The following is a 22,922-nucleotide window of genomic DNA, read 5'->3' as shown; positions in this document are numbered from 1 at the left end:
TGTGATCATGGATTTTTTCCAAGCCACCTGTGCCGCAACCGGCGAGCTGCTTCCTGGCGAATTTGCGGAGGCGACTGCCAACCAGATCGATGCCGCGTGCGAGCGTGCTGCGGACGCGGCATTGGAGCTTCGCGAATTTTCACCCGAAAGGTTGGGAGAATTTTTGTCGGCGGTGGCGTCGGAGATTCAATCACGCCGAACGGAAATCGTTGCACGTTGCGAACTCGAAACCGGCTACATCAACGCTCGTGTGGAAGGCGAGTTTGATCGAGCGGCCGGGCAATTGAATTTGTTTGCTCGGTTGGCGGTGGAGCGACCTTGGGATCGGGTGACATCCGAGCCCGCGGATCCGGATCGCAAACCGTTCCCCAAACCACGGATGTCACGGCGATTCGTCCCTGTTGGTCCGGTCGCCGTTTTCGGTGCGTGCAATTTCCCGCTGGCGATTTCGGTCGTCGGGAACGATTTCGTCTCCGCGATCGCGACTGGCAATCCGGTGATTGTGAAATCTCACCCCAGCCACCCGGGCACGTGCGAGTTGCTTGGGGATGCCGTCAAAGAGGTGGTGAAGCGGTTGGATTTCCCCGCGGGGACGTTCGATCTTTTTCACGGGAGAAGTCCTGATACGGCGATCCGTTTGGTTTCGCATCCGGCGATTTCCGCCGTCGGATTCACCGGCAGTCCACAAGGCGGGCGATCTCTCGCCAAAGCAGTTTTGGAACGTGAAAACCCAATCCCCATTTTCGCGGAACTGGGCAGCACCAATCCAGTGTTCATTGGCCGAGATGCGATGGCCGCGCGAGTTGAAGCGATCGCTGATGGCTTTGCTGCTTCACTGAGATTTGGCAACGGGCACATGTGCACCAAACCTGGAGTGGTGGTTGTTCATGAAGCCGATGCCGAATCGTTTGTTCAAGCGACTTGCAAGACGTTCGCCAAACAGCCGAACTTGCCCATGCTAAGCGGTCCCGTGGCGGATGCATTTGATCGCGGCATCGAACAGCTGCAATCGGCCGAGGATGTGGATGAGTTGGTTATTGCCAAACGCTCTCAGTCGGACGGCCCCTGGCATCGTGGGGCTCACTGGTTTGGAATGACAGCCGAAACCGCGATTCGCGGCGGGTGGCTGCACAGCGAAACGTTTGGGCCGGTTTCGATTTTGGTGCGGTGCCCCGACGAGGAGACAATGTTGCGGGTTGCGGGCGAATTCCATGGTTCGCTGACCACGACGTTGCACACGGAAGCGTCTGATAATGATTTCGCCCTCGATTGGCTCAAGGTGTCAGAGCGTTTTGCCGGCCGAATCATTCTCAACGGCTGGCCGACGGGGATGGAGATTGGGGCGGCGACGCAGCATGGTGGCCCGTTTCCTGCCAGTCTTGACGGTCGCAGCACATCGGTTGGTCATGCCAGTTTGGAACGTTTTGTGCGCCCCGTTTGCTACCAGAATTGGCCTGAAAACCGGTGACGTCGCGATTATCGCATGCTTTGTCATTCGCATCGGCCTGGTTTCGAACAATATAGACCTGGTCGCCGCTGGTCGACCAAGTCCGGGTGACCGTGGCGGTGCGAATGGGAGGAGACCGATTTCGAGCGTTCGCCGAATTGGATTTGCAGAACTGCTTCGAAGGCTGCTGCTTTCTCACCGAAAACCCGCTGTACTGACTAGGATGCAAGGCCACGTTTGATACGATTGTTGTTGCTTCCTATTCGAGTCTTTGATTGGCTCCAAGATACGTGCCACGCCCCAACGAAGATCCAACCGAAGTTCGCACTTCGATCTCCGCTGAAATCGTCGCCAAACACATTGGCGACTATCAAATCGTCCGAACACTCGGCACCGGCGGGATGGGCGAAGTCTATTTGGCTCGGCACACCGAAACGGATCAAACCGTTGCCTTGAAGGTGTTGCGAAATCATGTGGCGGACAATCCGCGATTTCGTCGGCGATTCGAACGTGAAGCGAAGCTGATTCAAACGCTGGACCACGACCACATCGTGCCGTTGTTGGAAACCGGTGACGACAATGGTGTGCCTTATTTGGCGATGCAGTTGGTCGATGGTCAGACCCTCGCGGATTTGATTCTCGAGCAGCGTGGGATTGATGATGCGGATCGCTCAGGCGTGGATTCTCAGACCGACACGGCCATTCTGTCGCATGCATTGGTAACGCCCGATGACAGCGGGAAATCATACGAGTTCATTGCAAACGCGATTGCTGATGTTGCTGAGGCGTTGCACAGTGCTCACTCGAATAAGGTGATTCATCGCGACGTGAAGCCGTCGAACTTGATCATCGATCGCGATGGCAAGTTGTGGTTGATGGACTTTGGGTTGGCGTTTTTAGAAGACGATCAAACCGCATTGACGATGACCGGTGATCTCGTTGGAACGCCGGCCTACATGAGCCCCGAGCAGACGATCGGATCGCACTCGGAGGTGACGCGTCGATCGGATGTCTACAGTTTGGGAGCGACCCTTTACGAATGGGCAACGTTGCATCGTCCGTTCAGTGGCAACCGGGAACAGGTGTTGGTCAACGTTGCGAATGGAAGCTTGGCGACGCCTCGCAGTCTGCGCAACGATTTGCCCGTCGCATTGGAAGCGGTCATTTGCAAAGCGATGTCACGTTCGCCGGACGGTCGCTACCCGACCGCGGCAGCTTTCGCCGAGGATCTACGACGTTTCGCGGCGGGAAAGTCGGTCCACGCGAGGATGCCAGGGTGGAGCGAACGACTGTTCCGATGGAGCCAGCGAAATCCGTTGGTCGCGTTGGCTTCGTTTATCGGAGTGATCACCACGATCGTTGCCGTCTTGAGCATGCAAGCGATTTACTCGGGTCAGCTGGTTCTGATCAATGAACAACTCGAGAAGAGCAACGATGACCTCATCGCTTCGAACTTGCAGTTGGAAGCTCGTGAGGCGGAGCTGAGCAACCAGCTTTTCATCTCGGACATGTCGCTCGCCTTCAAAGCTTTCGAGGCCCGCAACCTTTTCACAACCAAGCAGTTGGTTGATGAGCACCGGACGCAAGCATCTCCTTTTGGGACCAATCGATTCGCATTTGAACTTTTGAATTACCTCGCCTCGCCGCCATCTTCGACCTTGCTGACTCAGCATGATTCGCCGTCCACCGGGATCGCTGTTTCCAATGATGGGAAGTTGCTGGTGTCTGCTGGTGAAGACGGCTCAGTTCACGTGGTGGACCTGCAGACAAACCAACGATTGCACCAGTACCAATTGCCGGGGCGGCTCGATTGCATTGCCATCAGTCCTGACAATCAGTTCTTTCTGACCGGGCTGAACGAGTCCATCGGGTTTTGTCCCATCAAGGTCTACCGAATCGATACCGGCGAGGAGGTCTTGGGATTGCTGGGGCACTGGCATTCGATGGAGTCCGGAACGTTTTCATCGGATGGCAAATTGATCGCGACGGCGGATCGATATCGCCAAGTCCAGATACACGATATAGATGGCAATGTGATTAAGTCGTTGGATGCGACGACTCGGAATGAATCTTTGGCATTCATCGAAGACAGCCACCGATTGGTTTACGTGCACGAAGAGGAATCCGGCCGTGAATTGCGGGTGCTGGATCTCGATACCAAAAAGCACACCGTTATTCCCACTGACGTGCTCGTTGCGCAATTCGCAATTTCGAAGCCTCAAGGGAAAAAGGATGCATTCCGAGTTGTGTCGCAGGGGTATGGTTCCCTGTCGGTGTCCGATTTTGGGAAGCCGTCACCATTCATCGAATTCGATTCGTTTGGCGTTTCATTTCGTTGCGTCTCAATTAGTGACGATGGAAGCCTGATCTACTCCGGTACCGATGAGGGAGCGGTGTATGTTTGGCGTCTGAGTGACCGGAGTTCTTCCAACGAATTGTTTCGGCCGTTGATCGTGCCGGCTGCCACAGGGCGAATCTACGATATCGAAACCGTGGCAGGACAATCGGAAACGCCAGGTTTCATCACCGCCGCCGAAGATGGCAAAGTGACTCTTTGGGAAACCGAAGAAAAAATGCCGATTCGACCAAGCAACCAGACTGTCGCATACCGGAACACGCGAACGAGGTCGATTACGACACCCTATCAAGGTTCAGCGGATGTGTTTTTTGCACTCAGAAGCGGCGAGATCGTTCATTACAATCCGCAGGAAGGATTGCACAAAATAGCGGTTATCACCCAAATTCCTGGAAAGGATACGGTTGAGCTTGCTGTCACCGAAGACGCATCAGTGATCGCGGTATGCTCGGACAAGGACCTGAAAATCTATGACGTCCAGACGACAAAGCTTACCAACACAATTCCGAGTCTCGATCTAGAACGAAGCTGCCGTAGCTTGCAGTACATGGGAGATCGACTCTACCTCCTCTACACGGATGAAGTGCTTGTTTACAGCGTTCCCGATTATTCATTGGAAGGTACGATCAAACTCCCGTCAGACAACGCCAGTGCGATTCACCGGTTGCCAAAGGATGATTCTTTGTTGATCGTGACCGATAAAGCACTTTGCGTCGTGGATGGAATGTCCGCGAGTATCTATCAACAGGCAGAATCCGCGGCCGACCAATTTCGTGGTGTCGCAATCGATTCACGCGGTAAACAAATGGCTGTTATACGATCCAATCGATTGATCGAAGTATGCTCCATTCCCAAATTCGAAACGGTTGCAGTTCTGAGAGGACACGTTCAAATACCGAGCGATTGTCAATTTCTGGACAACGACTTATCTCTCGCGACCACTTGCGAAGATGGGCTCATTCGTTTTTGGGACATCGCCAGCGAGCGGGAAATGGGATCGTTGGTTGCAGGCAAAAGTCTACACAATCGTCTGCATTATTTTGACGACTTTGACATGCTGCTTTCGACTTCCGATGCAATTCCAATGGATTTATGGGTGACCAACCGGAGTCAAACAGGATTCGCCTCCGCTGAACAAACAGAAGAAAAATGAGCGGATGAAAAAGACAGCAATCTTGTGAAATAATGCCTTCGCGATCGAGGTATCTTAGCGGTCTGATGATTTTATGAGCCGTACCGCGTTAGCTGCGGTTCATCAGACGCCAACCGGGGCGAACGCCTATCGTATGGAAATGCCGATTGTTGATTCATGCAAACGGTGTTGGCGGTTCCGGCGGCGTTGAGCCGGCCGGTTTTTGATGTTTGTGCGATGAACCTGTGGTTATCAAGCACTCCCAAACCTTTGATTGATTGAGTTCAGCACGAAGTGAGTTCTCGAAACGATGCCCCCACGGAAGCCGCCCGTATTGAGGACGATCAGGCAGATTCGCCGGCTCAGCACTTTGGTTGCTACCGAATCATTCGAACGCTCGGCACAGGCGGGATGGGCGAGGTCTATTTGGCCGAGGACACCACGACGGGGCAGGAGGTGGCTCTGAAGTTGTTGCAGCATCAGGTTTCAAAGCAGTCTCGAATGCGGCGTCGATTCGAACGCGAAGCCAACCTGATTCAAGAACTTCGGCACGATCACATCGTCCCACTGATGGATTCTGGTATCGAACAGGGGACGCAGTACCTGGTGATGCGGTACATCGATGGAGCGACGCTTGCCGACCGCATCTTGAAAGCTAATGGCGAGCAAGACTCCGGCGAGTTTTCCATTGATGCTGGTCCCGCCGCCACGACGCTCAATACCGAAGGAAATGGAACTGCGCTCGCGACGGATTCGTTTGAGTTGGTTGCGAAATCGATCGCGGACGTCGCCGACGCGTTGCAGGTGGCTCATGACGAACGAGTCATTCACCGAGACATCAAACCGTCGAACCTAATTTTCGACAGCGATGGAAAGATCTGGCTGACTGATTTTGGATTGGCATTGATCGAGGACCAGAACACGGCGCTCACTTTGACCGGCGACATCCTTGGCACGCCGGCTTACATGAGTCCTGAGCAGACGATCGGTTCGCAAACCGATATCACCCGACGGTCTGACATCTACAGCTTGGGAGCAACGTTGTACGAATGGGCGACGCTGCAACGTCCCTTCCAAGGCAACCGCGATCAGATTTTGGCCAACGTTGCCAACGGAAGCCTCGCGACGCCGAGACAGATTCGCGGCGACCTGCCACGACCGCTCGAAGCAATCATTTGCAAAGCGATGTCACGGTCACCCGACGCTCGCTACACCACCGCGGCGGAGTTTGCTCGGGAACTTCGCAGGTTTGCCGATGGCAAGCCTGTTCAAGCGAAAATGCCGGGCTGGCCCGAACGTTTGTTGAGATGGAGCCGGCGCAACCCTTTGGTTGCTGTCGCGACATTGATCGGTGTGATCACTCTTGTCATGACCGTGCTGGGAATGCAGGCGATTCACTCGGGGCAACTCACGCGAGTAAACGAAAAGCTTGCGGAGAGCAACGATGAGTTGATCGCCACCAACCTGGAACTGGAATCTCGTGAAGCTCAATTGAGCGAACAGTTGTATGTGTCGGACATGTCGTTGGCATTCCAAGCGTACAAGGGGAACAACCTCCGGACGACGAAGCAACTGCTCGACAAGTATCGACCTGAATCGGAAGAGACGACGCCGCCCCGATTCGCGTACCGATGCCTCGATCATTTGGTCTCACCGCCACCTTCGGTTTTGCTTACGCAACATGATGGTCGAACAACGGAAGTGGACATCTCGCGTGATGGAAAGATGGCGATTTCGGTCAGCGATGAGGGGGAGGTCCACGTCATTGATTTGGTAACGAAGCAAAGAACCCATCAATACAAACTTCCTGGACGACTGGATGCGATTGCGATCAGCCCGGATGGCCAACATTTTTTGACGGGCATCAACGGTGACGTGGGTTTCAACGGCATCTCCATTCGCGAAGTCGCGACGGGCAAGGAAACACTTGAACTGCTGGGGCATTGGCACAACGTCGAATCTGCCGCGTTCTCAGCGGACGGGGAATTGTTTGCAACGGCAGGCCGCTACCGCGACGTCCAAGTCCACGATCGAGAGGGAAAAGTCGTCAAGACGTTTCCTGGTGGTTCACGAAACGAGGCGTTGCAGTTCGTGGGCGATGGTCACCAAATTGCCTACGTGAAGGAAGTCGACAAAGAACGCTTGATGACTGTCTTGGATCTGGACAGTGAAGCCGAACGGCTGATTCCGATCGGTGGCGAAACCATCGTGTTTGCAGCGGTGAATTTGAATGAAGGCGAAGCTTTTCGAACGGTCGCCTATGGTAGCAAAGACCTCTTAATTTCCGATTCCAACAACTCGTCTCGTTTCGCACAGGCGTATGCCATGGACACTCCCGTGCGTTGTGTTGCAATCGCTGCCAATGGTGAGGATTTGTTCCACGCGACGGACGACGGGGTGGTTTTCGCTTGGACGCTGACCAACCGCTCGGATGACGGTGTTCTGCAACCTCCGATGTTGTTTCAAGCAACGAATGGCCGGGTCAGCAGCCTGCAGTGTTTCCCCGATCCAGACGACTCGTCCCGCATTGTGACAGCGGGCGAAGATGGCTCGGTGCGACTTTGGGACCTCGAAGAAAAACGACCGGTTCGTCCCTGTCCTCCAGGACGCACGTTCCCGACGGTACACGTCATCGACATCCATTCTCCCCACGACAACCCGTTTGATGTCTTTCTCAGGTACGACGATAACTCGGTCTGGCACTTCGACCCGCGGCGTGGTCTGGACCAGATGCATCCGGTTGAGAGTGAGCTGAGGGAGTGGGGGAAAGGTCTCGGCACCAATGACGACGTATCCATGCTCGCCATTGCCTCTCTCGCGGAGGTGGAAGTCAGGGATCTGAAAACGTCCAAATTGTTGGCGAAGCTTGTTCCACCAAACGATACCGAATCAGTTGTTGACGTGAAGTTTAGTGACAGAAAGCTATGTGTTCTGTTAAACAAGCAATTGTTGGTTTACGACGTGGAAGATTTCTCGCTTGTCGAGGTCCACAATCTTCCGAGTGACAATAACCAGCGTTTGTTCAATGTTCCCAACAGCGACTCGCTGATGCTTGTCGCGCCGAACATGCTCAGCGTTTATTCGGATGCTGAAGTTTCGGTTTTTGAATCTTCGCCTTCCGCTGCAGTCCGATTTTCACGAGTTCGGTTTGATACGAATGGATCTCAGTTGGCTGTCATTCATGACGAACGTTTGGTTGAGATTCGGAGCTACCCAGAGAACGAAATCACCGCGGTTCTGCATGGACATGTTAAACCTGTCTACGCTTGCGTTTTCCTGGACCACGGGCGAACGCTCGCGACTTGCGGAGAGGAAGGGCTGATTCGGTTCTGGGATTTGGCGAGTCAACGTGAGATGGGGGCGCTTCCAACCCGCGGGCACTTTGACAGCCATTTGCACTACATCGAAGAGGCTGACATTTTGTTGGTGGCGTCGGCGTCGGGTCCCACGGAATTGCTGATGACCAAACACTCTCGTGAGAAGTTGGCTCGCGCAATCCCATTTGATGAATCGGATTCGCCCAAGTGATTCGCGGGTGCGCTTGCGAATTTTGGAATCTGTTCGTACGCCGACGCGAGCATGCTGCGACATGGATTGGTTCGAGTTATCATCGAGACGTTCTCGTCACGCGAACGCAAGGATTGCGATTGTCATCCGAGTGACCAGTCTCGTTCTACAACCATACCGCTAACGAAGTCACGGTTCTGCACGAAGTGAATCTACCAACTGACAATCCCACCGAAGGGGCCAGCACAGAGGCGGGTGACCTCAACGAGTCTCTTGAACACTTTGGCAATTACCGAGTCATCCGGACACTCGGCACCGGCGGGATGGGCGAAGTGTACCTGGCCGAGGACGTCACCACGGGGCAGAAGGTGGCGCTGAAACTGCTGCAACATCGCGCGTCGAAGCAAGCTCGTTTGCGCCGCCGTTTTGAACGTGAATCGACGTTGATTCAGGACCTGCAGCACGACCACATTGTTCCGTTGCTTGATTCCGGAGTTGACGAGGGGACGCAATACCTCGTCATGCGATACATCGACGGGCAAACCCTGGCTGATCGGATTTCGAAGGAAGGCAAAAACGACGACACTCGAATTTGCATGGCCGCTCCAAGCGGCGAAACGGTCGACACTCGAATCAGCCTCGAAGCCGAAAGTGCGTCGAGCGACTCCTTTGAGTTCATCGCCGAATCAATCGCGAATGTGGTGGATGCGTTGCAAGCTGCTCACAACGATCGGGTGATCCACCGCGACGTGAAACCATCCAACTTGATGTTCGACAGCGATGGCAAAATTTGGCTGACGGACTTTGGTTTAGCGTTCTCCGAAGACGAAAACACTGCGTTGACGATGACTGGCGATGTGCTGGGAACGCCGGCTTACATGAGCCCCGAGCAGACTTCCGGTGCAACCGCGGCCACGACGCCTCAGTCGGATATCTACAGTTTGGGTGTCACGCTGTACGAGTGGGCAACATTGCAGCGAGCTTATTCGGGATCGCGGGATCAGATTCTGAATCAAGTCACGCAAGGGGCTCACACACCAGCCGGCAAAGCTCGCCCGGAATTACCACGTGCTTTGCAGGCGATCATCGGCAAGGCGATGTCGCTTACGCCGGCGAACCGCTATGCCACGGCGGAAGAATTCGCGAAGGACCTTCGTCGGTTTGCGAACCAGGAACCTGTCACTGCGAAAATGCCGGGCTGGAGCGAACGGTTGTTTCGTTGGAGCGAACGCAATCCGTTGGTGGCACTCGTATCTTTGATTGGAATGGTGACCACGATCGTTGCGGTCATTGCCACGATCTCGATTTATTCCGGTCGGTTGATGACCATCAACTCGGATCTGGAAGCAACCAACGATGAATTGTCGCGAACCAACTTGGAGCTTGCCACCAGCCAGGAAGAGTTGAGGAACTATCTGTATGTCGCCGACATGACGTTGGCCTATCAAGCCTATGCCTCGCATAACTTTTTGGAAGCCAGGAAACTGCTTGAAAAGTACAGTCCGAACGCGGGTTCTTCTCAAGACAAATCAGCCGCGAATGCAAAGCCATATTTTGCTTGGCAATTGCTTGATCGACTGACCAGGGAAGCGCCATCGGTGTTGTTGACGACGCACGAGGGCGAAGCGAATGAAGTGGCCGTTTCCAGAGACGGCAAGCTGGTTCTTTCTGTCGGCGAGGAAGGTCAATTGCATGTGATCGACCTCGAAAACAAGAAGGTCCTGCATCGTCATCAAGTCGGCAATCAACTCAATGCTGTCGCGATCAGCCCAGACAACCGGCGTTTTGTCACGGGGCTGAACGGTAGTCTAGGGTACAACTTCGTCTTTATCGGCGATGTTCGGACAGGCGATGAAGTGGTCTCGATGGTCGGACACCAGAACACCATCGAATCGGTGGCCTTCTCGTCAGACGGGCAGTCCGTTGCCTCCGCAGAACGATATCGCAGCGTCCAGATTCACAACATCAATGGTGACTTGGTGGAACGCTATGAGGGCGAATCGCGAAACGAGTGCTTGGAGTTCATTGGGGACGGCGGGAACTTTGCCTTCCTCGAAAACCCGGAGGACGCTGAGGCACGCGTGTTGGTCTGGGACGAAGATCCAGAGAAGACATATGTCCTGCCAACCATTGTGGCACCGACATCGTTCACCTTTTCAAAGCCGCTTTCCGACAGCGGCGAGCTTCGGCTGGTCAGCTGCAATTCTGACATGATTCATGTGGTCGATGGGAAAGAGCGCAAGTTTGTTGCGTCTTTCAAAGACATCCCAGGACGCATCCGCTGCGTCGATATCTCCGATGACGGTCGTTATGTTTGCGCCGGAGTCGATGAAGGAATGGTTCTGTTGTGGGATCTCTACCAGAGAACCAATGGCAAGAGACTCATTCACGCCAATGTGATTCAAGCGAGCGAGAAAGGGATCTCAAGCATCAAGATGATCGCTGGCGATTGGGGCGTTCCGCGGATAGTCACGTCGAGTTTGGATGGAACGGTGCGGTTGTGGGATGTTTCGGATCTGGTCTGGAAAACGCCGGGCAGCGATCTGGTCGCGAGCGAGAAGTATCGACTGCATGAGACCAGGACATTGCACCATGGAAGTTCCGATGTGTATGTCCGATTTCAAGGTGGTGTTGTTGGGCACTACCGCAACGATTCCGATGTCGGCGAGTTTCGAAAGATCGGAGACTATCCTGCCGAAGTCGGTCTCGCTATCTCGCTCGCTCCGGACGGTAAGCAAATGGCAATCGGACGCTTGAATGAAGTTGTGATTGCGGATTCAAAGACGGGCGAAATTGTGACCACCATTCCGATGCCTGTTGAGAAAACGACGGGCTGCCGAGATCTGCAATTCACAAACGATTGGCTTGTCACGCTTTTCAACGATCGAATGCTCCTCCATCGCGCCGACGACTTTTCCTTCGTGGACGAGTTCGATACGGACGACGGGAATCTGTCGAGGCTATGCCGCGTTCCGAGTGAGGATGCCTTGATCGTCATGGGGGAAAGCCATCTATACCGTTTCGAGGATCGAGAATTGACTCTGTTGGAACGTTTGAATGAGTCCGAGGCTTACGCTGGGATTTGTTTCGATTCGAAAGGGCGGCAGTTGCTAACTTCACATCACAACCGAGTCATCCGGATCAGATCCTATCCAGATCTTGAGCCGATCGCGACTTTGAAGGGGCACCGTCACAACGTTGTCGATCAATTGTTCTTAGACGACGACCAGACCGTCGTTACTTCTATGGTTGACTCGACCATTCGGTTTTGGGATCTCAAGACCGAGCGGCAATTTGGGAGCATTGGTCTTGCAAAACCCACTTACAACAATCTCCGATTTATCAAAGATCAGAACTCGCTCTTCGTTGGCCACGTGGATGCACCCGCCATCATTTTGGAAGCTTCAAACGCTGAGACCGCCGACTGATCCGAGAGTCAGTGTCCTTCCAGCGTGAAGACGCTGTGATAGGCACCGGCGTCTTCGAAGTAGCCAAACAGGTCCGAATAGAAATCGTGGCTGCAGAGCGTGGCGCTGTCTCCAACGACAATCAGTTTCCGTTTGGCTCGCGTGAGTGCCACGTTGCTGCGGCGTTGATCGGATAGGAACCCAATTTCACCGTCTGGGTTGCTGCGAGTCATGGTGATTAGCACGACCTCTTTTTCGCGTCCTTGGAATCCGTCGACGGTGTCGATTTCGATCCCGTCCAGATCCAACCGCATGCGGAGGTTGCGGACTTGCGCGGCGTAAGGTGCGATGACTGCAATTTGATCGCCGGTGACTCCCATGTCGGCGAGTTGTTTGACGAGCTGCAGGATGACCTTGGCTTCCCCGTGGTTCAGTTTGCTTTGGCCGTCCGGTTCCAATTCCTCCTCGTAGCCCGCACCCGCGGTGTCAATCAACAGCAATGGTTCGGTCGTGAAATCGTTTTCCTCGACGTTTGGCAAATCGCACAGGCGATGCCGTTTGACGGAAGCGTCTGCGATCAAGGTGCTGTCGTAGAAATGGTCGCTGCTGAACCGCATGATCGATTCGTTCATGCGGTACTGCACGGTGAGTCGGCGATAGATCCGCTCGCCGTAGCGATGCACTAATCGCTGCATCAGAGAGTCTCGCATGCCGATCTTGGCGGCATCATCGGATAGGACCGTTGGAGGCAATTGGCAATGATCGCCGGCCAAGATCAACCGATCGGCTCGCAGGATCGCTTGCCACATTCCTGGTTCGGTGCACTGGCACGATTCATCGACGACGACCAAGTCAAACGATTGATCGCTGAGCAGTTCTTCGTCGATGGTGGTTGTGGTGCAGATCACATCGGCTCGATCGATCACCGAACGCACAATGCCGCGTTCTTGCGACCGGATCATGCCGCGAAGACGCCCGGCTTCGTTGAACAGTTCGGAGCGTTGTTTGCGTTCTCGACCGCCACCCGCTCGGATCGGCCGGTTGGCTTCTCGCAGGATTTGATCGAGTTCGCGACGGAGGTCTTTGATGACGGTGCTGGTCGGGTCTGATTCAACCAGAGCGTCGAGCGTGTGTTCTTGCAAGGATTCGAAGACTCGAGCCGGGTGACCGACGCGAACCACGTTGGGCATCAAACGAACGAGGCGTTCCAACAAATTGTCGACGGCGGTGTTGCTGGCCGCACAGGCGAGGACTCTTTCGCCGCGTTCAACGGATTGAGCGATGATTTCGGCGATGGTCGTTGTTTTGCCGGTGCCGGGAGGACCGTGAATGATTGCGACATCATCGGCCATCATCGCGAATGCGACGGCATCGCGTTGCGGGGGATTGAGCTCGGTGCGAAAGTCGATGTCATTGAGTTCGAACTGGAAGCTCTCGGGATCAATGTCATGTGTGTCGATTGGGTTGCCGTCGACGCGAGGCGTTTTGATTCCCAGTAACACATCACGAAGCTTGCCTGAGCGGCCGCGAATTTCTTGGGCTTTGGCCATCGCGGCGAGCTGTCGAAGCCGAGTCGTCTCGTCCGGTGACATGTCCAACCGGAAGCGGTCCGAAACGACGGCGGGGCGTTGGCCGGATTTTCCGTGTTTGCCCACGCCCTTCTTCTTCAGGTCGTCTTGGTCGCGGACCGGAAAGGTGTCGGTCGCGATTTGGATTGAGTGGTTCTTGCGGCGACTGACGACTCCCGCAATGCCTTCGTCCGACGGATCGTCATCCATCGACAGCACGACTGGCGAGCCGACTTTCAGCCGGTTCATGGGCAGGTCTTTGCCGCCCGGTTTGGCCAAGTCGAGCAGATAACGTCCCGCCAGACCGGTGTGGTAGTCGATCATGTCGAGCCCCACGATCGCTTGGCCGGTGCTTTCGACGTCACGTTGAGACCGAATCTGACGCAGCTTTGCGAGGCGTGCTCGTTCGGCTTCAGCTTCCAAATCCAACCAAATGGCGAGCTGCTCGAAGTAGTCTTCTTGATCGAGCGGGCGATCGGTTGGCAAACCGGCCGGATACGGAACGTTCATATTTGCCAAGCCAATCTTGGATGAATTGGCGTCGCTTTTCTTGCCACCAGAGAGAATTCCATCGCCAAACGAGCCAGCATCGGAGTTTTTGAACGCGGTTTTGCCTTCTCTTTGGGACTTGGCTTTCGAGCGGGCTTTGCGCGAACGTGATGACATGCGAAGAACAATCTTTAGAACGAACCCGCGGCAAGATGCAGCGGGAATGGAACACGCCTTCGGAGAAACGGTCCGTGACGCTCGCACTCATCATCGCCGCTGAGACGTTTTTTGCCAGTGTGTTGACCGCGGTTTTGTACTGGAAGGACAAACGTGCCGCTCGAGGGAAAACTCAGCGGATCCCGGAGAAGACGCTGTTGCTGGCCAGCTTGCTGGGCGGTTGGCCCGGAGGCTACCTCGCCGGTCAGAAGCTGAGACACAAGACGTCCAAGGTTTCCTACCGAATTCAGTTTGTCGTCGCGGCGGTCATCCACGTCGTCTCGGTCGTCGCGATACTGTGGTGGGGGGTCCGCTGAGAGGGGCGACCACTGAGACGAGCGAGTGTCGGGCGCTCACCGTTTTAATCACGAAGATTGGCGAGTGGAGCAAGCCGTTTGCGCCGTATCACTCGTCGGTTTGGTCCTCTTCGTCTGCCGCGTGAGTTCGCTGGCCATAACGCAACTCGCTGACTTTCATCAGCAACTTCAGTTGGTGCCTCAGTGCCGGGCGGACTCGATCGGTCACCTTCACTCGTTGCGATCCATCGGCGGGCCCAACTGTTCCGCTTGCCAGTTCCACGTCGATCAAAGCCGGGGGCACGCGTTGATAGTGCGGGTCAGAAAACTCCAAGCGGACGACCATTGGTTGGTCCATTGTCTCACCGGCATAAGCTTCTGAAGCAGACGCTTCTGCCAAGGCTTCGACCGAATCTGCCTCGACCGTCGCCCATTGGTAGTGGCTTTGTTCCAACAACGCTTTGCGAAGGTGCCCCAGCCCGGGGAAGGCGGTCAGTTCCACTTGGGCGAAGTCGGCACCAGGGCCAGGGATCAGTTCCACATGATCACCCAACTGGATCGCGGTGATGACGTCCGGGCCCCAAAACTCGGTCGTTTTCTCCAGCTTGGTCCGGCGAGCCGCGATGCTGACCACGGCGGCAATCGCACCGATCACGACAATCGCCACCAACGCCAACACTTGGTATCGCGTGACGACCACTCGCGGATCGTTGTACTTGTCCGCATGAGGGTCGACGGCGGGCGATTCGTTTTCGTTCATCAAAGAAACACAATTTGGAAGTGGCAAAAGTGCGGTGACAAAGTCGAAACGCCGGGCTCGATTGACTTTCACTGGACCGCGGCCAAGTGGGCCACCGTGGCATGCCGCAAAAACAGGCCAACGGCTACACTATCCTAACCGTGCAACCAACTTTGCCCCAACCCATCGACCTCATGACCGAACCGATTGAATCGATCGAAGTCTCGCTTGGCGATCGCAGCTATCCCATTTGGGTCTCCACTGGACTGACCGAATCCGCCGAGCAACCTCATTTCGCGAAACACTTTCAAGCGGCCGTTGGCGACTGCACGCATGTCGTGCTGATACACGATGCAGCGGTGTCAAATACGATCGCTAGCAGAGTGGAGCAACAACTCGATCAGGCCGGCATTCGCATCACCAATATCTCGATTCCATCTGGTGAAACGAGCAAGTCGGTTTCGATGCTCGAGTCGATTTGGAACACGATGTTGGAATCAGGGACAGATCGTCGCAGCGTTGTCGTCGCGGTCGGCGGTGGAGTCGTCGGCGACTTGGCCGGGTTCGCTGCCGCTTCCTTCACACGCGGATTGAGGTTTGTGCAGGTTCCCACGACGTTGCTTTCGATGGTCGACAGCAGCGTCGGTGGCAAGACCGGAATCAATCTGTCTGGCGGCAAAAACATGGTCGGCAGTTTCTGGCAGCCTCAGATGGTTTGGATCGACACGCAGTCTCTTTCGACGTTGCCCGATCGCGATTTCATCAGCGGCATGGCGGAAGTGATCAAGTACGGCGTGATCGAAGACGCCGAGTTCTTTAGCTGGTTGCAGGACAAAGCCGCACGCTTGATTGAGAAGGATGCCGAGACGCTTCGGTACGCGATTCGAAAAAGCTGTGAATCCAAGGCTCGAGTGGTTGCCGAGGACGAGCGTGAAACATCCGGCCGGCGTGCGATCCTGAATTATGGCCACACGTTTGCTCATGCGATCGAAGCCACGGCGGGCTATGGAGTGTGTCTGCACGGCGAAGCGGTTTCGATCGGAATGCAAATGGCCGCTCATTTGGCCATCGACATGGAACTGTGCGACCGATCTTTGCTAGAAGAACAAACGGCGGTGTTGTCCGCCGCGAAATTGCCGCTGGCATGGAAGGATGCGGATCCCGAAAAGATGCTTCCCGTCATGTCTCGCGACAAAAAAGTTTCACACGGGAAGTTGAGGTTTGTGTTGCCGGACCGAATCGGACATGTTGCCATGGTCGGCGATGTTCCCTCCGAGAAAGTCATTGCCGCGATCCTTGCTTGCCGTGACGAACCTAATGGATAGCGAGCAGTTCGCTCGGTTTCGCAAGCAGCATTGCTTTTTCATGATTACCCTCGACGGACTCACAACGGTTCATCTCTGACTCCACGGACGCTGTCACATCGATGCCCATTCTGCCTTTTGAACCCGACTGCTACCCGGACGATCTGATCGACCAGGAAGAATCACTCGATTCGCCGTGGTGGTTGCTCTACACCAAATCTCGGCAAGAGAAGGCGGTGGTTCGCAAGCTGCGTGACGCTGGTGTGCCGCACTACGCGCCGATGATCAAACAGCGTTTTCGTTCGCCAGGTGGGCGGATGCGAGAATCGTTCGTTCCGCTGTTTTCAACCTACGTCTTTATTCGAGGCGACGATCAAGCTCGTTACGAAGCGATCTGCACCGGCTCCGTTTTGAAGGCTTCGGAGATCGTGCAAGTCCCGGATTTGATCGAGGACCTGCAGCAGATTCGCAGCCTGATCGTGATGGGCGTGCCGCTGACGATCGAAAGTCAGCTGCAGCCTGGCGAGCATGTACGAGTGAAGAACGGCACCTTCGCCGGTTATGAGGGCACGGTCATCCGCCGCGAAAACGAAACTCGCTTGCTCGTCTTCGTTCGATTCATGGAGCAAGGCGTCAGCGTGAAACTCGAGGATTGCCAGCTCGAGAAGATTGACTGAACAAGTGAGCGTGCTCGGAACGATCGCCGGCGACGGAGCTTTTCGCTCGTCCCGCCAAACGCTCTTTTTGAAGGTCGCTTAAACGACGGGCACCGATGCCCGCTTGCTAGGCATTGATCTGCCTTTCTTTTCAACGGCAGAATCCGCTCCGCCGTCATACGCGAAAGATGCGCCATCATCCATCGCTTTAAAAGATGCCCGAGGCGTGCATCTTTTGAGGGATGCGCACCCTTAGCGACTTGCTAGGGGCCATCCGTGCGTTCCGGCACGCTTTCGTGCGGACATTGGAATGATGTGTGCTTTGACTCGACGACCAGCCCCGTTCCGAGCACTCGATTGATCGAGTGCTGCGTGAACTACCTGTTCCACGTTCGCACGCCGCTTGTCTGTCTATGCAAGGTGCCCCTCAACTCGCCGCTCCTTCCGTCGTCGATGTCACATCGGCGGAGCGGTTGGTGATTGTTGGGGGCGGGATGGCCGCACACGGTTTTTGCAAACGAGTCATCGGCAGCAGCCAACGTTCGCGGTTTGCGATCTCGGTTTTCGGCGAAGAACCCCGTCCGGCGTACGATCGGGTGAACCTCTCATCGTTGTTGTCGGGACGAGCCGAATCGGAATTGTTGCTCTCGCCGAGAGACTGGTACGAAGCCAACGATATCGAATTGCATACCGGACGTCGAATCACGCGAATTGATCTCGATCGTCAACAGATTCACGATGATCGGGGCGGCGTTGAATCGTACGACCATCTCGTGTTGGCGACCGGGTCCTATCCCTGGGTGCCACCGATTTCGGGTTCGGACAGCCCCGGAGTGTTTGTCTATCGCACGATTGATGATTTGGAGGCCATCCAGCGATACGTTCGCGAACACGATGCCAAGACTTCGGCCGTCATCGGTGGTGGATTGCTTGGTTTGGAAGCCGCGAAAGTGATCACGGATCTTGGGTTGGCGACCACCATCTTGGAAGTCGCCCCCGGGTTGATGCCACGGCAGCTGGATGCACAAGCCGCGAAGGTATTGCGGGAGCAGGTCGAGTCGTTGGGCGTCGATGTTCATGTCACTCGGCGCACAAAGGCGATCGAACCGAGAGACGGCCGCCTGACGCTGCAGTATGAAAACGCGGAACCGACTGAAGTGGATATTGTTCTGGTCGCCGCAGGGATCCGACCTCGCGATGAGTTGGCTCGCGACGCTGGTTTAGAACTCGGTCCGCGAGGTGGCATCGCGGTGAACCGGAGATTGGAAACCAGCGACCCACACGTTTTCGCGATCGGAGAGTGTGCCGCGGTTGATGGACACATTCACGGCTTGGTGGCTCCTTGTTATCGGATGGCCGATGTATTGGCCGCACGTTTGGCCGGCGAACAAGCTGAATTTGTCGACAGTGAAGAATCTGTCGAACTGAAGTTGCTTGGCGTTCCGGTCATCACGCTTGGTAAAGCGATTGGTGAGTCGACGTCAGGGGTTGTTGTCACCCATGATGGCGAAAACGGCTATCGAAAGTTGATCTTGGAACAAGGCCGCGTCGTTGGGGCGGCATCGGTCGGTGAGTGGGACGATGTGAATTTGATTCGCATGTCTGTCGCCCAGCACAAACGGTTGTGGCCAACCCAACGTGTTCGTTTTCAGCGGACGGGGATGCCTTATGCCGGTGGCACCGGGCTTCAGATCCATCAATGGCCGGGACATGCGACGGTGTGTTCTTGCATGGGAATCACACGTCATCAACTCGGGTTGGCGATCGCCGATGGACATTCCACCGCGTCGCAGTTATCCGCCGCGACTGGTGCGGGAACGGCTTGCGGAACCTGCACCAACTTGCTGTGTGAATTGGTTGGCGAAGGACCTGAGCAGGTCAACGTCCGTGGCAGCAAAGTTGTGCTGGTCACTTCGGTTCTCGCTGCATGCTTGGCGTTGGCCTTGTTTTTGACGCCTCCGCTTCGGTTTGCGACCAGCGTTCAGGATTCCTGGCGGAACATCGATTTGTTTTGGCGTGACGGATTCATCAAACAAGTCAGCGGTTTTTCATTGTTGTTTCTGATGTTGGCCGCGCTCGTCTTTTCGCTGCGAAAACGAGTCAAGCGAATCAGCTTTGGCGACTATGGATGGTGGCGAGCGGCCCATGCAGCAATCGGTACGGCGATGCTGTTTGGACTGATTGTTCACACCGGTGTTCGCATGGGGAGCAATCTGAATTTTGCTCTCAGCCTGACGTTCCTGTTGCTGGCTCTGGTTGGTGGTTTGGCGGGGATAGCGTCATCGCTCGAATCAAAGTTGTCGGGCGACTCCGCGATGTTCATGCGAGCTTGGCGACCCAAGTTGACTTGGATCCACATCGCTTTATTTGTTCCGCTGCCAGCTTTGTTGGCCGGTCACGTCTTCAGCGTGTATTGGTACTGACATGACAGCGGCGAAACAATTGTGGTTGAGTTTGATCGGCGTCAACGTGCTGGTGGTCGCGGGCATCGCGTACTCTGCGTTCGCGCCGGGGGCGTCGACCAAGACGATGTTGTTGCCCGGCAAGACATCGCACGGCCACTATCAAATCGAGATGCGATGCGATCTGTGTCACACCGAGGGCAGTGGACTGCGGGAAGATGCCTGCACCAGTTGTCACGCGGAAGAACTGCGACTGGCGAAGGACACGCATCCGTCAAGCAAGTTCAATGACCCAACCAATGCCGAGTTGTTGTCGGTTTTGGATGCCACCAACTGCGTCACTTGCCATCGGGAGCACGTTGACGAACAGACGCTGCCGATGGGGCTGACACTGCCATCAGACTATTGCTACCACTGCCATCAGGAGACTCTCGAGACACGTCCCAGTCATGCCGAGTTCAAGTTTGACTCGTGCGCAACGGCCGGTTGTCACAACTATCACGACAACCGTGCACTCTACGAGAACTTCCTTTTGAAGCACGCCGATGAAGATGACTTCCTCGACGAGATGGTAGGGCTGGCTCGCGAGCCGATGCTGGTTGATTCTAAGAAATCATTGTCGGAAACCGATGCCGACGCACCTGAGGAATGGTCCGGCACGGATCCCGATTCCGTCGACGTTTTGAATGATTGGGCGTCCACGGCGCACGCATCGGCCGGAGTGAACTGCAGCGGTTGCCATCTGCAGACGCCTAGCGACGAGACGGAGGCGGATTCCAAGAGCGACCCAGTGTGGAACCGTGAGGTCTCAGTGCAAATGTGTGGCACTTGCCATCCGGGACAGATGGAAACGTTTTTCCAAGGCCATCACGGGATGCGGTTGGCGGCGGGTTTGTCAGCAATGACACCGGGCGATGCTCGAATCTCGATGCACGCGGATGCGGCGCACCGCCAGCTTGATTGCAACGCGTGTCATGCCGGGCACCGCTTCGATACCGAGTACGCATCCGTCGATGCTTGTTTGGAATGCCATGCCGACGGACACAGCCAGGCGTTTTTGACGACCAGCCACTATGCCGCTTGGCAGAACGAGATCGCTGGGACAGCACCAGCGGGAAGCGGCGTTTCATGTGCGACCTGTCATATGCCACGAGTGGAAGACGACGACGGCAACGTCTGGGCCAACCACAACCAAAACGACAACCTCCGGCCCAATGAAAAAATGATTCGTGATGTGTGCATGCAGTGTCATGGACTTGGTTTTTCGATCGATGCATTGGCTGACCCGCAACTGATCGAAAACTGTTTCGCCGAGACCCCTGCGGTGCATGTTGAAAGCATTGACCTCGTGAAAGCGAGATTTGAAGAAAGACAACGTAAGAAGGAGGCACGTTCGAAGAAGAAGTGACTCAAGCAATCGATTCGTCAACTGGTGATCTTTGTCACCGGATATCCCGCGACGTTCTACTCAGCCGTTTCGTTCGGCTTTTCCAAGGCACGCCCAACCCTAGGACCTTTTCATGTTTTTCAGATTCACACCCAACACGTTCGTTTTCAGTCTGCTTTGTCTGCTAGTTGCAACCTCCACCGGATGTGGCGGTGGTGCAAACGCTTCGGCAACACCTTCGGAGCCATCTGAACCCGGCATCCCGTACAAGAAGTTTGCCGATGCGGTTCATGCGGTGATGATGGCCGACCGCACGGTCTACGCATCCAAAGTTGTCACGCGACTGAAAAAGCAAGAGGCCCCGGTCGAACCCAGCGAGTACTGGGAAGACGAAGAACACACGATCCCGCTTCCGGCGCAAATGTTCCGAATGGGATCCGAGTTGGTGTTCGACAATCCGGAAGCCGGATTCACGTACGCGTTGAAGAGCAAATGGCCTCTCAATGAACAGAACAAACCAAAGAGCGATCTCGAAGTCACGGCTTTGGATTTCATCGCTGAGAACCCGACCGAAAACTTTTACGGCGAAGAAGAGCTCGGTGGTGAGAAGTATTTCGTCGCAGCGTATGCCGACAAAGCTGTCGCGGAAGCGTGTTGGAGCTGCCACAACGATCACCCCAATCGCGGCGATGATTACCCCGAGTTCGTCAAAGACGACGTCATGGGTGGCGTCATTGTTCGAGTGCCCATGAAGTAGCAATCGGCACGGTGACGCTGCCGAAAGACGCGACCCAGAACCAATTTGTGGGAATCTTGTTCCCAATTCATTTCAACTTCACTGATTCAAAGAGCACACTCGACATGACTCCAGAACAAGTCACTCTCGTCAAAGAGAGTTGGGAAAAGGTCAAACCAATTTCAGAGCAAGCCGCGGAATTGTTCTACGGAAGGTTGTTCACTCTCGATCCGAGCCTGCGGGCTTTGTTCAAGGGCGATATGAGCGAACAAGGCAAGAAGCTGATGAGCACGATCACGCTGGCGGTGACTTCTCTCGATCGACTCGAAACGATCTTGCCGACCGTACAAGCGTTGGGACGGAAGCACGCGGTCGAATACGAGGTGCCTGATTCCAGCTATGCAACCGTGGGGGAAGCATTGATTTGGACACTCGGGCAAGGCCTTGGTGATGACTTCACCGAGGACGTGAAGGAGGCTTGGCTGTTGACCTACACCACGCTATCCGGCGCGATGCTGAGCGGCAAATCCGCCGCCGCATAAGCCGTCCGGTTTTTCGCTGCGATCCGACAAAGCCGCGTCACCTGGTGACGCGGTGCATTGTTGATGGGACAATGTGCTGTGGCAGTTGGGTTGGCGATTGGAAACGCCAGGCGGCGTCCGCTCGCAACATGATTTGGAGGGTGGGGCGTCTTTGGCCGGAACGCTCTGGCGTCACATGCGGCGGCGTTTCCAGGCCAGGTAGTTGGCGAATGCCGGGTGCGCTTTCAGTCTCTCGATCGTGAAATAATCGCGCCCCAACTCTTTTTCGTCGGGGATCAAGTTGTGAATCGATCGATGGCACATCTTGCAAACCGAGATCGTTCGCTGCATCTCTTCTTTTGCAAAGCGTTTCTTCCACCAAGTCTTCCGGTGGCAATGACGCGGAATCAAATGATGCTCATTGAAGGCAGGATCGACTTCACACAACACGCATGGCTTCTCTGCTTTCATGCTTTTCTTCTGCGGCAAATGACAAGCTGTAAGGTGCCTGCTGAGCGGGATGGATTCAAGTTTGCCTCTCTAAAACGATCTTTCGTGGTATCTCATCCGGGCAGGTAGGCTTTCTGCGAAATCGTTGCTCCACCGATGTGCGGCGCTGCTGACTTTTAGGCAAACCTCGCAGCCAGCGGCATCCCTCACGAACTGAATTTCAACAAGTTTTCGTTCGGTTACTTGGATGCAGATTGGGACCATATCGGGGAAAGACTGGGAATCAATGAACCAAGCTCGCATCCCAGA

Annotated in this window: 14 protein-coding genes; 11 read left to right on the top strand and 3 right to left on the bottom strand. The window is 55.2% G+C overall.

The window, feature by feature from the left end:
• The first annotated feature begins 1 nt into the window (after position 1).
• From B2R17_RS17290 to B2R17_RS17275, 4 genes are all read left to right on the top strand, one after another.
• On the top strand, positions 2-1,468 hold the full coding sequence (locus tag B2R17_RS17290) for an aldehyde dehydrogenase (NADP(+)) (protein ID WP_286764964.1): 1,467 nt from the start codon (positions 2-4) through the stop codon (positions 1,466-1,468).
• Between the two features lie 269 nt (positions 1,469-1,737).
• The gene (locus tag B2R17_RS17285; protein ID WP_286764963.1) at positions 1,738-4,956 is read left to right on the top strand and encodes a serine/threonine-protein kinase; all 3,219 of its coding nucleotides are present in this window, start codon (positions 1,738-1,740) and stop codon (positions 4,954-4,956) included.
• A gap of 273 nt (positions 4,957-5,229) precedes the next feature.
• The gene (locus tag B2R17_RS17280) at positions 5,230-8,463 is read left to right on the top strand and encodes a serine/threonine-protein kinase (protein WP_286764962.1); all 3,234 of its coding nucleotides are present in this window, start codon (positions 5,230-5,232) and stop codon (positions 8,461-8,463) included.
• 176 nt (positions 8,464-8,639) lie between these two features.
• Positions 8,640-11,870, top strand: coding sequence for a protein kinase domain-containing protein (locus B2R17_RS17275; protein WP_414707355.1), 3,231 nt, complete (start codon positions 8,640-8,642; stop codon positions 11,868-11,870).
• Positions 11,871-11,878: 8 nt separating this feature from the next.
• Here the strand turns inward: B2R17_RS17275 and B2R17_RS17270 are convergent, their stop codons facing one another.
• Positions 11,879-14,083, bottom strand: coding sequence for an AAA domain-containing protein (locus tag B2R17_RS17270; protein ID WP_286764960.1), 2,205 nt, complete (start codon positions 14,081-14,083; stop codon positions 11,879-11,881).
• A 35-nt stretch (positions 14,084-14,118) separates the two neighbouring features.
• Between B2R17_RS17270 and B2R17_RS17265 the strand changes: the two genes are divergently transcribed.
• Positions 14,119-14,439, top strand: a complete 321-nt coding sequence (locus B2R17_RS17265) for a DUF1294 domain-containing protein (protein ID WP_339888021.1) — start codon at positions 14,119-14,121, stop codon at positions 14,437-14,439.
• Positions 14,440-14,527: 88 nt separating this feature from the next.
• On the opposite strand, the gene B2R17_RS17260 is transcribed toward B2R17_RS17265, so the two are convergent.
• Positions 14,528-15,178, bottom strand: coding sequence for a hypothetical protein (locus B2R17_RS17260; RefSeq protein ID WP_286764958.1), 651 nt, complete (start codon positions 15,176-15,178; stop codon positions 14,528-14,530).
• Positions 15,179-15,318: 140 nt separating this feature from the next.
• Here B2R17_RS17260 and aroB point away from each other — a divergent pair, with 140 nt between their 5' ends.
• From aroB to B2R17_RS17230, 6 genes are all read left to right on the top strand, one after another.
• The gene (gene aroB, locus B2R17_RS17255; protein WP_414707354.1) at positions 15,319-16,482 is read left to right on the top strand and encodes a 3-dehydroquinate synthase; all 1,164 of its coding nucleotides are present in this window, start codon (positions 15,319-15,321) and stop codon (positions 16,480-16,482) included.
• 101 nt (positions 16,483-16,583) lie between these two features.
• A complete protein-coding gene (nusG, locus tag B2R17_RS17250; protein ID WP_007332693.1) occupies positions 16,584-17,138 on the top strand; it encodes a transcription termination/antitermination protein NusG in 555 nt (184 codons plus the stop codon).
• Between the two features lie 392 nt (positions 17,139-17,530).
• On the top strand, positions 17,531-19,540 hold the full coding sequence (locus B2R17_RS17245; RefSeq protein ID WP_339888019.1) for an FAD-dependent oxidoreductase: 2,010 nt from the start codon (positions 17,531-17,533) through the stop codon (positions 19,538-19,540).
• Position 19,541: 1 nt separating this feature from the next.
• Entirely contained in the window at positions 19,542-20,927 is a 1,386-nt protein-coding gene (locus tag B2R17_RS17240) for an ammonia-forming cytochrome c nitrite reductase subunit c552 (protein WP_286764955.1), read from the top strand.
• Between the two features lie 112 nt (positions 20,928-21,039).
• Positions 21,040-21,663 (top strand): Tll0287-like domain-containing protein, encoded by a 624-nt coding sequence (locus B2R17_RS17235; protein ID WP_286764954.1) that lies wholly within the window; start codon positions 21,040-21,042, stop codon positions 21,661-21,663.
• 11 nt (positions 21,664-21,674) lie between these two features.
• A complete protein-coding gene (locus B2R17_RS17230) occupies positions 21,675-22,184 on the top strand; it encodes a globin family protein (RefSeq protein WP_007332697.1) in 510 nt (169 codons plus the stop codon).
• 171 nt (positions 22,185-22,355) lie between these two features.
• Here B2R17_RS17230 and B2R17_RS17225 read toward each other — a convergent pair whose 3' ends face one another.
• Positions 22,356-22,634, bottom strand: coding sequence for a hypothetical protein (locus B2R17_RS17225; protein WP_007327457.1), 279 nt, complete (start codon positions 22,632-22,634; stop codon positions 22,356-22,358).
• Positions 22,635-22,922: the final 288 nt, after the last annotated feature.

Source organism: Rhodopirellula sp. UBA1907 (assembly GCF_002337565.1).
In the GTDB taxonomy this organism is placed as follows: domain Bacteria; phylum Planctomycetota; class Planctomycetia; order Pirellulales; family Pirellulaceae; genus Rhodopirellula; species Rhodopirellula europaea.
This window is presented reverse-complemented; position numbering and strand designations above follow the sequence as displayed.

Coding starts and splice junctions, on each gene's coding strand:
- B2R17_RS17270 (WP_286764960.1), bottom strand. CDS start 14,083: ATGTCATCACGTTCGCGCAAAGCCCGCTCGAAAGCCAAGTCCCAAAGA.
- B2R17_RS17265 (WP_339888021.1), top strand. CDS start 14,119: ATGCAGCGGGAATGGAACACGCCTTCGGAGAAACGGTCCGTGACGCTC.
- B2R17_RS17260 (WP_286764958.1), bottom strand. CDS start 15,178: ATGAACGAAAACGAATCGCCCGCCGTCGACCCTCATGCGGACAAGTAC.
- nusG (WP_007332693.1), top strand. CDS start 16,584: ATGCCCATTCTGCCTTTTGAACCCGACTGCTACCCGGACGATCTGATC.
- B2R17_RS17245 (WP_339888019.1), top strand. CDS start 17,531: ATGCAAGGTGCCCCTCAACTCGCCGCTCCTTCCGTCGTCGATGTCACA.
- B2R17_RS17240 (WP_286764955.1), top strand. CDS start 19,542: ATGACAGCGGCGAAACAATTGTGGTTGAGTTTGATCGGCGTCAACGTG.
- B2R17_RS17235 (WP_286764954.1), top strand. CDS start 21,040: ATGTTTTTCAGATTCACACCCAACACGTTCGTTTTCAGTCTGCTTTGT.
- B2R17_RS17225 (WP_007327457.1), bottom strand. CDS start 22,634: ATGAAAGCAGAGAAGCCATGCGTGTTGTGTGAAGTCGATCCTGCCTTC.